The organism is Pseudarthrobacter sp. H2 (assembly GCF_050157045.1).
Taxonomy (GTDB): domain Bacteria; phylum Actinomycetota; class Actinomycetes; order Actinomycetales; family Micrococcaceae; genus Arthrobacter.
This window is the reverse complement of record NZ_CP189594.1, coordinates 1,955,981-1,970,086: the sequence shown is the minus strand read 5'-3', so window position 1 is coordinate 1,970,086 and position 14,106 is coordinate 1,955,981. Positions and strand designations below refer to the sequence as shown.

Genomic DNA, 14,106 nt, shown 5'->3' with positions numbered 1-14,106 from the left:
GGCTCAGGCGGCGTCGGAGGGCCGGAACGTGGCCCCGCCGTCCGTGGAGACCACCAGTCCGGTGGAGGTGGCTGCCCAGATCCAGGGGTTCCCGTCCGAGCCGTCCGTCGCGGCAACGGCCTGGACCGCGCCGCTGATCTGGCCCTTCCTGGTCCAGGTGGCTCCGCCGTCGGCGGAGTAGTGGACGGTGCCGCCGGGTTCGACACCGACGGCTGCCGTCGCGCTGGCAAACGCGGCGAACTGGATCACCGGGGCGGCCTTGTCCAGCGCCCAGGTGGCTCCGCCGTCGGCGGAGCGCTGCACGCCGTCGGGCGTGGTGGCAAGAACGGTGTCGCTGTAGGGGTTCCCCGCCAGGGCAGCCGGGGCGAAGTCCGCGGTGGCTGTTTTCCAGGTCTTCCCGTCCGGACTGGTGCGGAGTGTCCCGTCAAAGGCTACGATCCCGGACTTCGTCGCGGTGAGGGCGTGGAAGTCGGATTCGCCCTGCCGGGAGAGCTGCTCCCAGGTCCTGCCCCCGTCACTGGTTTTGACCAGCCCCAGTGGGCTGGGAAGCGTTGAGCCCTTCCCGGGGTGGCCGGAGGCATAAAAGACGCCTTGGTCCATCGCGGCGGTGAAGCCCATCAGGTCGTTGGAGGGTCCGATTTTGACGGCGGGCTGTTTGGACACGTCGAACAGGCCCTCGTGGGTGGCCAGGAGGACCTGGCCGGTTTCGCCGTTGACGCTCAGGCCGTGGATGTGGGCGCTGGGAAGGCCCGTGGCGGCACCGGCTGATGACGGAGCACCGGCCGCCGGGACGGAGGCCGGGGTGCAGGCGGTCAGGGACAGGACCAGGGCGGCTGCTGCGGCTGAGATTGCTGCTGGGCGGAGACGGGGGGTGGGTGGGAAGGGCACGGGGAACTCCAGGTATCGGGAGGAACTAAAGGGGGTGGGGCCGGTCCCGTGGCGGGACCGGCCCCCTTGGGGGCTGGCTAAAGGCTGGCCAGCAGGTCCTTCATCTCCTGCATTTCCGCTTCCTGGGAGGTGACGATGTCCTTGCTGAGCTGCACCGCGTCGGGATTCTTGCCGCCGGTCGTTTCGGTCTTGGCCATCGCCACGGCGCCTTCGTGGTGGGCGATCATCTGAGTCAGGAAGAGCTTCGCCGCCTCGGTTCCCTGCGCGGCGTCAAGCTTCTTCATGTCATCCTCGCCCATCATGCCGTCCATGCTGTGCGTGCCTGACATCGTGGTGGCTTCATTCCAGCTGGTGAGCCACCCGGTCATCTTCTGAATCTCGGGGCCCTGCTCCGCCTTGATCCTGGTGGCCAGGGTGGTCACCGGGGCAGGGACGCCCTGTTTCTTGAGTATCACGTCGCTCATCTCGACGGCCTGGGTGTGGTGGGGGATCATCATCTGGGCGAACATGGCGTCGGCCGCGTTGTGTTCCGCCGCGGCTGCTGTTGCGCTGCTCGACGGGGAGCTGGTGGAGGAAGCGCCGGAGCTGCCGTGGTCCATGCCCGGCATGCTGCCGCCGCCGGATCCGGAAGAGCAGCCGGCCAAGGCGATGGCAGCGGCGATGGCGGTCGCGGAAAGGGTCAGAAACTTCTTATTCATGGAAAATCAGAGTCCTTCAATACATCAACCGGCGCGTGGCGCCGTGGGCGACTTGTACGACGCGTGAGCCGGCAGGGACCGGACGGGCACGTCGGATAGCTGGAGTGCTGCGCGGGCAGGACACGGCGCAGCTCAGCTCTCTACGTCCGGCTGATGCAGAGTTGGCCCGGAGAAGGACTTCCGGGCAGGTATGCGTAAGTGGTGAAACCGGACGAAGACCTGGTGGCGTCGTCGGCCGGGAGCGGCGTAGTGCCCGGCAACGGCGCCGCCAGCGATGCGTTGCCCGGGGAAGGGATGCAGACCGCGTCCATGGCCGACATCGTCGCGCACCCGCCCTTGTCCGCGCACGACCGCCCTGACAAGGACGCCGCCCCCGGAATGCCCTGCACTGCTGCGGGACCCGGTGCGGGCTTGACCTCCGCAGATGGCTGCATGACCTGCGGCATGGCAGCACCGTGACCTGCCGCGGACGCTGGCATACCGGGGGAACCGGTCATGATGTGCATGCCCAGAATCCCGGCAATGATGGCCAGCATTCCGGCCAGCAGGGCCGCCCACTTGAGGAAGGCCACGGCGCGCCCGGATCCGGTTGCTGTCATGGTGTTCCTCCTTCCAAGGGGATTATGTTCGCTTAAGGGTACCGGCTTCGTTTAAGGGTACCGGCCCTGATCGGGCCGGGTGTCTGATGCTTCCCGGGTCAACGAACCTGTTCCGGGTTGAGTTTCACCCGGCGCAGCCGCTGGGCGTTCAGGGCCACCACGATCGTGGAGACGGACATCAGGACCCCTGCCGCGGCCGGTGAGATCGTCACGCCGGCGGAGGCCAGCACGCCCGCGGCGAGCGGGACGGCGACGGATGCTTCCGTCCGCGGGCGGCGGGCCCGGATCAGCGGGGGATCAGGCTGTATCCGGCGGAGGTGACAGCCTCACGGACCGCCGCATCACCGGCGGATCCGGAAATAACCAGACGCGAACGACCGCCCGGAACGAGCTCCACGGAGGCGGCTTCCACACCATCCACGGCAGCGACGGCCTTCCGGACAGTCTGCACGCAATGCCCGCAGGTCAGTCCTACAACCGCGTATTCAGCATCTCCGGTGGTCGTCACGGAGTCCTCGGGGGTCCCGGTCGAGCAGCAACCGCACCCCGACGCTGATGAGGCGAGGCGCAATTCTGTCCGGGTTTCTGTTCCACACATGTCAGTTCCATTCCTTGAAAAAAGGTGCGATGGGCGCTGGGGTTGAACGGCTGTGACGGCGATGCGGGGCACCGGCCTGGACATACCACTTCACTGACAACAGCGCCAAGCATACCCCTCCGGGGTATAAAGCACAAGGCGGGAAGGCGGTCTCCGGCGAAGCCCGGCCTCGGCCCCCGCGGACGAGGGTGCGCTAGTTGTCCGGCTTTGCCGAGGGCGCATCGGGGCGTTAGCTGGATGTGAACCCGTGCCGGTTTCTCCGAGAGCGGCACTCCCGGGCTGATTGCCTAACTCTGCCGCTGCCCGGGATCCGTTCGCAGAATTCGTCCGGCAGAGACGGGGAAGCCACGTTTCTGGCCTGTTTCAGGGAGAGGCTACTTTTTCATGTCCACACGCAGAACTTCGGGCCGCCACCGCGCGGTCACTGTCCAGGTCAGCCCCCTCGCGACGATCTCCAAGGCCGTTGCCGACAACGCCGGGGGAGTGGGCCGGCAGGCCGCCGCCATTGCCGCCGCGTCAGGAATGGTGTTGACCAGCGGGATCGCCGCCCAGGCCGCCGAGGCCCCGGTGCAGCGCGACACCGCATCCGCTTCGAACCTGGATGTGTCCAGCCAGGCACCGGCTCCGCTCAGTGCCGACTCCAGTGTCCGGATCGCGTTCGAACGCCCGGCCGTCACCACCGCCCCGGCACCGGTCATTGAGGCACCCAAGCCCGCTGTCAACGCACCGGCTCCTGCGGCCGTGGCCGCGCGGGCCACGGCCGCCCAGGCGCCGGCGCAGGCCCGCATGACTGTCCAGCCCCAGGCCGCGGCGCCCCCGCTGCCCAGGCGGCGGGCGGGGTGAACGCCACTATGGTTTCCGGCGCCTGCGCGCAGCTGGGCCTGAACCAGGACTGCACGCGTCTGGTGGAAAAGGCCCTGGGGTCTGCGGGCATTCCCGTCGGTGACCTTGCCCGTATGCAGTTCATGAACTACGGAAAGGTTGTCGGTGACGCGCAGCCCGGCGACATGGTTGTCCAGTCCGGCTACATCGGAATGTATGTCGGCAATGGCCAGGTCCTCAGCTCCGGCATGAACGGCAAGAACCAGACGGTGGTGCATCCGCTGTCGTGGCTGACCGCTACCGGCCCCGTCACGTTTGTCCGCGCCGGAGCCTAAGAGTCTGTCGACGGGCCGGGATCCGCTGCCTTGGGGGCTGCGGATCACCGGCCCTTGGCATGCCTGCTCCTGGCCGGTCTGCGGAACGGAAGCAGCCGTCCGTGGCGAGCATCGGGGGTCCCCTCGCCGCCCGCCACGGTGGGCACCCGCGTGTGGTCTCACGTCACACCGGTGTGGTCGCCGGCAGCCGGGGGATGGAAGCGTCGCCCCTGCCGGGTCTGCCGAAGCGGCGCAGACGGAGTGAGTTGCTCACAACCAGGACTGAGCTTGCGGCCATCGCAGCCCCGGCGATCATTGGGTTCAGCAGCCCCAGAGCGGCGACCGGTATGCCGACGGCATTGTAGAAAAAGGCCCAGAACAGGTTGGTCTTGATCGTGGCCAGCGTCCTGCGGGACAGTTCGATGGCCTGGGCCACCTGGCCCAGGTCGTTGCCCATGACCGTCAGGTCGGCGGCGGCGATGGCCACGTCCGTGCCGCTGCCCATCGCTATGCCCAGGTCTGCCTGCGCCAGCGCCGCGGCGTCGTTGACGCCGTCGCCGGCCATCGCCACGGTGGCTCCGGAAGCCTGAAGCTTCCGGACCGCCTCGACCTTGCCTTCCGGCAGGACCCCCGCCATGACATCTTCGGCCGGGATCCCCACCTCGGCGGCCACGACGGCAGCGACCGCGGCGTTGTCTCCGGTCAGCAGGACCGGGTGCAGCCCGAGGGCCTTGAGCCTGCTGATCGCGGCCGCGGAACCGGCTTTGACCGTGTCGGTGAGGCTGATGATACCGGCGGCCACGCCGTCGATGCCCACCCAGATGACCGTGGCGCCGGCATCCTCCTGGCCCTGCAGCGCCGTGTAGTGGCCGGCCTCCGGCTCGATGCCGTTGGCCTGCAGCCAGCCGGCGCGTCCGGCGACGATCTGCCTGCCGTTTACGGTTCCGCGGACTCCTCCGCCGGGTGCGCTGTCGAAGCCGGAAACCGGCAGCAGCGGCCCGTTGGCCTGGGCGGCGCGGGCGATGGCGCGGGCGATGGGGTGTTCGCTGGCCGATTCAACCGCGCCGGCGTAGGTCAGGATTTCATCCTGGCTGGCCGGAGTGAAGCTGTGGATTCCCGCGACGGAAAGCCGCCCGGTGGTCACCGTGCCGGTCTTGTCCAGCACAATAGTGTCAACCGTCCGGGTGTCTTCGAGGACCTGGGGGCCCTTGATCAGGATGCCCATCTGGGCGCCGCGGCCGGTTCCGGTCAGCAGGGCCGTCGGTGTGGCCAGGCCAAGGGCGCAGGGGCAGGCGATAACGAGGACCGCGACGGCGGCCGTGAAGGAGGACTGCAGGTCCCCGCCGGCGAGCATCCACACGGTGAAGGTGGCTGCGGCAATGGCCAGGACGACCGGGACGAAGACGGCGCTGATCCGGTCGGCCAGCCGGGCAATCGGCGCCTTGCCGCTTTGCGCCTGGCTGACCAGTCTCCCCATCTGGGCAAGCGTTGTCTCGCTGCCGACGCGGGTGGCCTTGACCAGCAGCCGGCCGTTGGTGTTGATCGTGGCACCGACCACGGTGTCATCGACGTCGACCTCCACCGGGAGCGACTCGCCGGTGATCAGGGACGTGTCGACCGCACTGTTCCCTTCCACCACGTACCCGTCGGTGGCAATTTTTTCGCCCGGGCGGACGAGGAAGACGTCGCCGGGCTGGAGCCGGTAGGCGGGTACCTGGACCTCGACGCCGTCACGGACGACAGTGGCTTCCTTGGCGCCGAGATTCAACAGCTCCTTCAGGGCATTGCCGGCGCGCTGTTTGGCGTTGGCCTCCAGGTACCTGCCCAGCAGCAGGAAGGTGGTGACCACGGCGGCGACTTCGAAGTACAGGGTATGGGTACTCATCGCCATGCCCGTATGGGCCGTCAGTGACGGGTCGGCGAACAGCTGCCAGCTGGAAAACAGGAAGGCTGCGCTCACACCGATGGACACCAGGGTGTCCATCGTGGAGGCAAGGTGCCGGGCATTGATGGCCGCGGCGCGGTGGAAGGGCCACGCCGCCCAGGTCACCACCGGCAAACTGAGGGCGAAGGCCCACCAGCCCCAATGCGGGAACTGCGCAGCCGGAATCATGGAAATGGTGACCACCGGCAGGGTGAGGGCAACCGCCAGCAGCAGCCGCCGGCGCAGTCCCGCCGACGCGGCAGATGCAGCTGACGCGTCATCAGACAGGTCAGGAGCTACTGTCTCGTCGCTGTCCTGGGCCAGCCGGTCTGCGCCGGGGGCGGCCTTGAGCCGCGCCGTATATCCGGTCGCCGTGACGGTGTCGATGATCTGCTGGTCGGTGACGGTATCCGGCACCGTCACCTGGGCGGATTCCAGGGGCAGGTTGACGCTCGCCTGGACGCCGTCGAGTTTTCCGAGCTTGCGCTCCACCCGGGCCACGCAGGAGGCGCACGTCATCCCCTGTATATCGAGCTCGAGGACACGGGTATTGGTCAGGGTGACTGACTCCACTTTCACGCTCCGGCGGCCACGACGACGTAACCGGCCTCCGCGACAGCCTCGCCGATATCCTTCGGATCAAGCTCCGCGGCGGAGGTGATGGTGGCAACGGAAATACCGTCCTTGTTCAGGTCCACAGTGACGTTTTCGACGCCGTCGAGTTCCTGCAGTTCCTCGGTGACCGAGGCAACGCAGTGGCTGCAGTCCATCCCCGAAATGTTGACAGTCGTATTGATGCTCATGGTGATTCTCCCTTGTTCCTAGCGCAGCAGGCGCGCGATGGCGTCTGATGCTTCCTTGACCTTCGCGCCGCCTGCTTCTGCGGATTCGGCAGCCGCATTGACCACGCAATGCCCGATGTGCTCTTCGAGCAGCCCGATGCTGACGGCGTGCAGTGCCTTGTTAACGGCCGCGACCTGGGTCAGGACATCGATGCAGTACGCGTCCTCATCGACCATCCGGGCAATACCCCGCACCTGACCCTCAATGCGCTTGAGCCGCCGCAGGTAGGCAGCCTTGTCCGCGGTGTACCCATGTTGCGCCGGGAGGGCGAGGCTGGACTCGGCAGTTTCGCTCATGGCTTCTCCTTCTGACATGAACTCATTTTATACCCCCATGGGGTATCTGACAAACGCTTGGCCCACGGTCGCGAAGGGCCCAGCAATATGGCAGACAGGCCAGAGAAGCAGGCGGATGAACGCGCCGGCTACTCAGGTAGCCGGGAAGGGCAGTTCGCCTGGCAGGGGAACTGTGCTGACCGGATCCGGTCTGGGCGTGACCGGCGTCGTTACCGGGGCAGATCGGGAGCCCCTTGGGTTGCCGAGCACCTTCGTTTGAGAAGCGGCTTCAGCCCTTAGGGGTCCGAGCGGGTTCGCCCTGCGGCGCGGAGAGATGTGCGTTCCGCTGGCGTGTCAAGGGGGCGCTTAACGGCAGTGCGTCGCTCTCCTCGGGCAGGGCCGCAGTGCTTGTATGCCGGGCACGGTTTGGTCCATTGGAGGTAGCAGGCTGGACGGAGCCCCGGGTACCGGTTGCCTTGACTACCAACACGGCGATGAGGGTGGTGACGGGGATACCAAGTACCAGCCCTACGGAGCCGACCAGGGTCCGAACCACCTCCTCCGACATTTCGGCACTGGTCAGTGCCTCCCCCAGGGGCCGGTCGTAGAGCATCACCATGATCATGATGGGTAAGGCGGCCCCCGCGTAGGCGAACGCGATCGTGTAGACAGTGGAGGCGATGTGATCGCGGCCGATCCGCATGGCAGACGCGAAGAGCTTGCGCGCGGAGGTTTCCGGAGCGAGTTCGTAGAGTTCCCACACGGAAGATGATTGCGCGATGGTGACGTCGTTCAGCACCCCGAGTCCGGAAATGATGAGCCCGCACAGGATGATGCCGGAGATGGAGATGTTGCCCGAAATGTTGGACAAGGTGGCGGCTTCGGAGCTCGCCGCACCCCAAAGATTCGCGGCATCCGTTGTCCAGGCGGCCAGCAGTGCAGTGATGCCCAGCCCGAACATGGTCCCCAGCAGGGCCGTGGACGTGCGGGCGGAGAACCCATGGGCGAAGTACAGCATGCCGATCATGATCACGGTGGATCCCACCAGTGCCAGCAGCAGCGGGGGTTTGCCTTCCACCAGACCAGGAAGCATGAATCCCGCCAGCACGGCAAATGCGCCCACCAGTCCGATCAGTGCCCGGAGCCCGCGCCAGCGGGCCACGGCGATCACCACAACGGAATACAGGATGGCCAGCAGGAGAATCGGCACGGTACGAACGAAGTCCACAAAGATGTATAGCGGTGTGGTTTGGCTGGCGGCGGCGCCCGGGGATGCGGTCAAATCCAGGTAACTGATGTTGTCTCCGGCTTTTACACCATGGGACTTCGCGACGTCCGGGTTGATGATCACTTTGACCGGGCTGCCGCCCTTGTCCGGCTCGGTAAACGCAAACACGCATTCTGAGCCCCTCTGCACCTGGGTATCCTGGTTGGCTCCCTGCGTGCAGCTTTCCTGAACTACGCGCTGGATCTTGCCGCTCGCGAAGGTCGCTCCGGGCGCACCGGCGTACGGGTTGGCAAGCGTGATACCGTCCTTGTTGCCCGAGGGCCACATCAGGATCATGGCGGCCAATGTGAGCAGAGTCAGTGGCGCCAGGACGGCGAAAAGCAGCCGGTTTGCCCGCCGCCGCACGGCCATCGCCTTAGGTGACGGATCAGGCTCGGCATGGGAGTGGGCATGTCCATGGTCCATCAGCAGTTCAACCTCATCCGTTGTACTTTACGGTGCACGGCTCCCTGGCGCTGACCCAACAAGTGTCCGGGCCGCCCTCATCGCCGAGCGGCAATGGAAGAGCTATTTGCCCTCGATGGTGAAGGCATCTGTGAAGGTGTAGCCGTCAGCCGGGACAAACCTGGCGGAGAGCCGGCCGGCCGTGGCGGTCACGTCCAGGGTGCCCAGGGCCGGATCACGGTTCCTGCCGGACCAGGAGGCGAAATACCGTGCTTCGGGATCATCGTCATTTACTTCGTAGAGACCGACTCCGCCCGTTCCCACCGTGACAAAAACGGTTCCGGCTCCTTGCTCCATGCCTGCATCTGGATCGGCGATGCAGCCTGTCGAAAAAGTATTCGGGACCAGGTTGGGACAAGGAATGCCAACTCCCAGCTGATGGGTCCGCTGATAAGTGTGGTCATGGCCCGTCAGCACCAGATCCACCTTCTTGTCCATCAGCATATTCGTGAACTCCCTGCCGGCCTGGCAGTCGTATCTGCCCACGCCCAAACAGGGCGTGTGCATGCCCACCACTGTCCAAGGAATCCCCTTGGGCCCTGCCCCGTCCAGGGCTTCCTCGGTCCACCGCCACCGCTCGCTGTTCTCCGAATAATCCAAGGGTTTCCCGTCATGGAAGTCGATTCCCGGAGACACCATGATGATCCGCACCAGGGGATTCTGCTCCGGGTAATCCACGTACCACTGCGTTCCGTAATCCCCCTGGAGTCCGGGCAGCCTGTTGGGCAGGCACTTGACGATGTTCGCGATGTCCCCGTCGTGGCCGTCGCTTTCATGGTTACCAGTGACCACCTGGTAGGGAAAGTCGGCCCCCAGCTTGCCCGTGACCATGTCGCAGAACTCCTGCTCGATGCCGGCCTTGTAACTGAAGTCGCCGAGCGCGAGATTCAGCTCGGGCCGGAGGCCTGCGATAGTGTCGAGAACCTTCCGGGCGCCAGTGCTGACGCCGATGTCGCCCTGGGCGGTGAAATGGACAGAGCGTCCCGCCGGCTCAGAGGGGCCGGGCGGGGGACTGGACGTCCCGGTCGGACTGGACGTTTCCGGCGGACCGGACGTCCCCGGAGGCGTAGACGGCGGGGGTTGCGGCGGTCCCGGCTGGCAGCCGGCCAGCAACAAAGCCAGGGTCAGGGCGGCGGCCGGAATCAGGCCTGCCTTCCTCCGCTGTTTCGACGGTTCGGTCATGGCCCTCTCATCGCTGTACGGAACCTGACGCCGCGGATCAGGCCGTGGCCAAAGGACAACTGACAGGCCCAGAGTAATGCCCGGCTGAAGGATAGGGCCAGAGCCTCAACCAAGATGGCGAGCCCCTGTTCGCGTAGGTGCTTCCTCACCCCACGCCGTGGTCGGCCAGGTCGTGGATGAGATTCAGGGTGTCCCGGACGGTGCGGCCCAGCCGGTCCCGGGTGTGCACGACGATCACATCCCCGTCGCGGGCCTGGTCGAGGCCTTCGTGGAGTCCCGGCTGGTTGGTGGTGGACCCGGATTTCTTATCCACGTAGATACATTTGGCAGGGGTGGACGTCGGCGAGGGCCACGCTACCGCCATGAACGCCGCCGAGGATTGCGTGCCGCACCGCCTGAGTCACTTCTGAACGCAAAGTCGCTGATTTCGAAGGTCAGCGCTTTGACCGGCGTTGCGGGATACGACTAGAATGAACGGGCGCGTACTACGTGCGCGCAGCTGGAATCCATAATTAATCCACAACCAGGATGACCTGGCCGATCGCCATTTGATCTGCCGTGTTCTTGGCCTGCATTCCATAATGCGGGCGATGCGGTTCTCCTGACCGACTTACTATCCACAACGGAGCCCCTACTACATGACCATCACCTCCACCGAGAAGCCCGGTACCCCCGTCGTCGCGATTAACGACATCGGTACCGCTGAGGACTTCCTCGCAGCAGTCGACGCCACCATCAAGTACTTCAACGACGGAGATCTCGTCGAAGGTACCGTCGTCAAGGTCGACCGCGACGAAGTCCTGCTCGACATCGGTTACAAAACCGAAGGTGTCATCCCCTCCCGCGAGCTTTCCATCAAGCACGACGTTGATCCCGGAGACGTCGTCTCCGTCGGTGATCTGGTCGAAGCCCTGGTGCTCACCAAGGAAGACAAAGAAGGCCGCCTGATCCTCTCCAAGAAGCGTGCTCAGTACGAGCGTGCCTGGGGCGACATCGAGAAGGTCAAGGAAGAGGACGGTGTCGTTACCGGTACCGTCATCGAGGTTGTCAAGGGTGGTCTTATCCTCGACATCGGTCTGCGCGGCTTCCTGCCCGCATCCCTCGTCGAGATGCGCCGTGTGCGCGACCTTGCTCCGTACATCGGTCAGAAGATCGAAGCCAAAATCATCGAGCTGGACAAGAACCGCAACAACGTTGTGCTGTCCCGCCGTGCCTGGCTCGAGCAGACCCAGTCCGAGGTCCGCTCCACGTTCCTCAACAAGCTGGAAAAGGGCCAGGTCCGTCCCGGCGTCGTTTCCTCCATCGTCAACTTCGGTGCCTTCGTGGACCTGGGCGGCGTAGACGGCCTGGTGCACGTTTCCGAGCTGTCCTGGAAGCACATCGACCACCCGTCCGAGGTTGTCGAAGTCGGCCAGGAAGTCACCGTCGAGGTTCTCGAGGTCGACCTGGACCGCGAGCGTGTTTCCCTGTCGCTCAAGGCCACGCAGGAAGATCCGTGGCAGACCTTCGCCCGCACCCACGCCCTCGGGCAGGTTGTTCCGGGTAAGGTCACCAAGCTGGTTCCGTTCGGCGCGTTCGTTCGCGTTGAAGACGGCATCGAAGGCCTGGTCCACATCTCCGAGCTCGCCGTCCGCCACGTTGAGCTGGCCGAGCAGGTTGTCTCCGTTGGCGACGAGCTGTTCGTCAAGGTCATCGACATCGACCTCGAGCGCCGCCGCATCTCCCTCTCCCTCAAGCAGGCCAACGAGGGTGTCGACGCCGACAGCACCGAATTCGATCCGGCTCTCTACGGCATGGCCGCCGAGTACGACGAAGAGGGCAACTACAAGTACCCGGAGGGCTTCGACCCGGAGTCCAACGAGTGGCTTGAAGGCTACGAGGCGCAGCGCGCCGCCTGGGAGCAGCAGTACGCCGACGCCCAGACCCGCTGGGAAGCCCACAAGAAGCAGGTTACCCAGCACGCCGCCGACGACGCTGCCGCTGCAACGTCCGGTGACGGCGATTCCGGCACCACCAGCTACTCCTCCGAGCCGGCCACGGCCGACGCCGGTGCAGGCACGCTTGCTTCCGACGAGGCTCTTGCAGCACTGCGCGAGAAGCTGACCGGCAACTGATTTGCCTGACCTTCTCCCGGAGTTCCGCTCCGTGAGATCAGGCGCTTAGTTCGCGGAACGCTCCGCACGCTGAAGGTGGCTGTCCCCGAGGGGGCGGCCACCTTTCGGTTGAGGATATTTCCTCAGGGCTGAGGGCATTGCCGGAAAGGCAACGCCCTCAGTGTGCCCCTCAATCACAGTTGGTCCCTGGGACGCGGGAACTACCGCTCAACTGCCCTGTGGCTGGCTGTGGTTAATGCCTCTACCGGTTCCAGTGCCAGCGACCGCCGTGGTCCTTCCAGCCGTCCCTGTTGTGCCAGCAGCCGTCGTCGCCGATCCACCAACCGCCGAAGTCGTCGTCCGAGCGCCAGTTGCCGTCGTTATCACGCCAACCATGGTCATCGTCCCGATCGTGCCAGCGCTTGTGGTTGTCAAACCAACCCTTCTTCCAGTCGTGGTTCCGCCAGGAGTCGCGGTCGTCACGGTCCTTGGATTTCTTGTGCTCCCACGACCTGTTGTTGTCCCTGGAGTCCTTCTTATGGCCCGAATTGCCGTTGCCCCAGGTGTTGTTATGGGCGACCGTGAGGGACCCTTGGCCCGTGTCTGCCGACGCTGCTCCCGCAGACACTGCGCCCCCGCCGACGGCCAGTCCTGTGACCAGCAGAGTGGAACCGACCAATCGAATCGACTTCTTCATGAGTTTGTCGTCGTTCATGAGTTTTCCTCGCTTGTGATTCATTCCTGATGGAAGTCACAGGCAGATCCGGGCATGCACCATCACGGTGGGAACCCGTTTTTTCGAGCACACGCGGGCACTCTGTGGCCGCGCATGCGGAACTGCGGGTTCCTGCCCAGTTGTCTGTCTGCGGTTATTGGCCCCAGCTTCGTGGGAACCTCCGCGCCCTGCCATTTTTGCCTTCACGGCCCCAGCCGTGCTGAGGGAACGGTGATTGAGTTGTGGGGGCGCCCCCGCGCCTGCCACAACGCCTACGGACCAGGTTCAGGAACGGTGATCCGTCGCCTGGCGTAGTGCCGGAACAACGCCCCGCCTCATCTCGCATCAACGGACTTCTACGGTGGGGCTTGCCCACACAAAACGATAGTCCGATGGTGCGAGCGAAAGAAGAGTCAGGGGTATATTTCGGCAAAAATTCAGGTAATCTCAAGTCGGGACGTGCTATGGGCATGGCTCCGCTGGCCATGTTCCGGGACCCGACAAAATCGGGCGGCCCGCACGCTTCAGCGCCGAAACAGGAACGTTTTGTTACGCGGGCCCGCGGATCAGCCCAGCCAAGGGGGACATGTCCAGTGCCCACGAGCAGGCCGGGGGGACATGTCCAGTCCTGGGCCCAGGCACTGGACACTTAGGGAATAAGTCCCGTGGCCGCGGGCAAGGCGGGGCATGTCCCGGGCGGGCGCCGGGCCTGCTCAGCTGCCGGGGACGTCGATCCATTCCGTTTCTCCGGGCAGCAGCGAGGCGCTCCCGGCCGACAGCGCCGCCAGCCGCTCCGCCGCCCCGGCCAGTCCCTCGGGGTCGTCAGGGAGGGCAAGCCGGAGGACCGTTGTCTGTGCCCCGTAGCTCGTTTCGGCCATGACAAAGCCGGCGGCGCGGAGATCATTCTCGAGCCGGCCCGCCGCCGCATGCGCCACAGCGACCGAACAGATGCGCAGGCGGCGGCGCTGCACGAGCGGTGCGCGGTCCAGGGCACCGGAAACCGACTCGGAATAGGCGCGCACCAGCCCGCCCGTGCCGAGCAGGATCCCGCCGAAATAGCGGACGACGACGGCGGTCACGTCACTGAGGTCCGCCAGCCCCGGGCCGGTTTCGCGTTTCAGCAGGGCCTCGAGCATCGGGATGCCGGCGGTTCCGGACGGCTCGCCGTCGTCATTGGAGCGCTGGACCTGACGGTCGGCCCCGAGTACGAAGGCCGAGCAGTGGTGCCGCGCGTCATGGAATTCCTTGCGGAGCCCGGCGACCACGGACCGGGCGCCGGCCTCGTCGCCGGTACGGGCGAGGACAGTAATGAACCGGGACCTCTTGATCTCGATCTCGTGCCGGAATGCGGGCCCGGCGGCCAGTGTGGTGTACACGGCGGCCCTGCTCCCGGGGGAAACCGCGTCTTCTGCCACCGGATCAG

At 65.6% G+C, this 14,106-nt stretch carries 13 protein-coding genes and 1 pseudogene; 2 read left to right on the top strand and 12 right to left on the bottom strand.

Annotated elements, in window-relative coordinates:
* Window positions 1–3: 3 nt before the first annotated feature.
* The 4 genes from ACQCSZ_RS09305 to ACQCSZ_RS09290 form a co-directional block, all read right to left on the bottom strand.
* On the bottom strand, window positions 4–888 hold the full coding sequence (locus ACQCSZ_RS09305; RefSeq protein WP_427007722.1) for a F510_1955 family glycosylhydrolase: 885 nt from the start codon (window positions 886–888) through the stop codon (window positions 4–6).
* A 77-nt stretch (window positions 889–965) separates the two neighbouring features.
* Complete coding sequence (locus tag ACQCSZ_RS09300; protein WP_427007721.1) at window positions 966–1,586, bottom strand: DUF305 domain-containing protein; 621 nt, start codon at window positions 1,584–1,586, stop codon at window positions 966–968.
* Between the two features lie 140 nt (window positions 1,587–1,726).
* Entirely contained in the window at window positions 1,727–2,185 is a 459-nt protein-coding gene (locus ACQCSZ_RS09295; protein ID WP_427007720.1) for a DUF6153 family protein, read from the bottom strand.
* 286 nt (window positions 2,186–2,471) lie between these two features.
* Window positions 2,472–2,693, bottom strand: a complete 222-nt coding sequence (locus ACQCSZ_RS09290; protein ID WP_427007719.1) for a heavy-metal-associated domain-containing protein — start codon at window positions 2,691–2,693, stop codon at window positions 2,472–2,474.
* Window positions 2,694–3,167: 474 nt separating this feature from the next.
* Between ACQCSZ_RS09290 and ACQCSZ_RS09285 the strand changes: the two are divergent.
* A pseudogene (locus tag ACQCSZ_RS09285) lies at window positions 3,168–3,940 on the top strand (hypothetical protein).
* 163 nt (window positions 3,941–4,103) lie between these two features.
* Here ACQCSZ_RS09285 and ACQCSZ_RS09280 read toward each other — a convergent pair.
* The 6 genes from ACQCSZ_RS09280 to ACQCSZ_RS09255 all read right to left on the bottom strand — a co-directional run bounded on the left by ACQCSZ_RS09280 (window position 4,104) and on the right by ACQCSZ_RS09255 (window position 10,188).
* Entirely contained in the window at window positions 4,104–6,362 is a 2,259-nt protein-coding gene (locus ACQCSZ_RS09280; RefSeq protein WP_427008296.1) for a heavy metal translocating P-type ATPase, read from the bottom strand.
* A gap of 56 nt (window positions 6,363–6,418) precedes the next feature.
* Complete coding sequence (locus tag ACQCSZ_RS09275; RefSeq protein ID WP_427007718.1) at window positions 6,419–6,646, bottom strand: heavy-metal-associated domain-containing protein; 228 nt, start codon at window positions 6,644–6,646, stop codon at window positions 6,419–6,421.
* Window positions 6,647–6,664: 18 nt separating this feature from the next.
* Entirely contained in the window at window positions 6,665–6,982 is a 318-nt protein-coding gene (locus tag ACQCSZ_RS09270) for a metal-sensitive transcriptional regulator (protein ID WP_427007717.1), read from the bottom strand.
* 268 nt (window positions 6,983–7,250) lie between these two features.
* The gene (locus ACQCSZ_RS09265) at window positions 7,251–8,600 is read right to left on the bottom strand and encodes a YibE/F family protein (protein WP_427008295.1); all 1,350 of its coding nucleotides are present in this window, start codon (window positions 8,598–8,600) and stop codon (window positions 7,251–7,253) included.
* A gap of 156 nt (window positions 8,601–8,756) precedes the next feature.
* Entirely contained in the window at window positions 8,757–9,875 is a 1,119-nt protein-coding gene (locus ACQCSZ_RS09260) for a metallophosphoesterase (protein ID WP_427007716.1), read from the bottom strand.
* Window positions 9,876–10,020: 145 nt separating this feature from the next.
* Window positions 10,021–10,188 carry a recombinase family protein gene (locus ACQCSZ_RS09255; RefSeq protein ID WP_427007715.1) on the bottom strand — a complete coding sequence of 56 codons (168 nt, stop codon included), beginning with the start codon at window positions 10,186–10,188 and terminating at the stop codon, window positions 10,021–10,023.
* 325 nt (window positions 10,189–10,513) lie between these two features.
* On the opposite strand from ACQCSZ_RS09255, the gene rpsA reads away from it, so the two are divergent.
* A complete protein-coding gene (gene rpsA / locus ACQCSZ_RS09250) occupies window positions 10,514–11,989 on the top strand; it encodes a 30S ribosomal protein S1 (protein WP_427007714.1) in 1,476 nt (491 codons plus the stop codon).
* Between the two features lie 241 nt (window positions 11,990–12,230).
* Here the strand turns inward: rpsA and ACQCSZ_RS09245 are convergent, their stop codons facing one another.
* Both ACQCSZ_RS09245 and ACQCSZ_RS09240 read right to left on the bottom strand, forming a co-directional pair.
* On the bottom strand, window positions 12,231–12,683 hold the full coding sequence (locus tag ACQCSZ_RS09245; protein ID WP_427007713.1) for a hypothetical protein: 453 nt from the start codon (window positions 12,681–12,683) through the stop codon (window positions 12,231–12,233).
* 713 nt (window positions 12,684–13,396) lie between these two features.
* The gene (locus ACQCSZ_RS09240; RefSeq protein WP_427007712.1) at window positions 13,397–14,098 is read right to left on the bottom strand and encodes an IMPACT family protein; all 702 of its coding nucleotides are present in this window, start codon (window positions 14,096–14,098) and stop codon (window positions 13,397–13,399) included.
* Window positions 14,099–14,106: the final 8 nt, after the last annotated feature.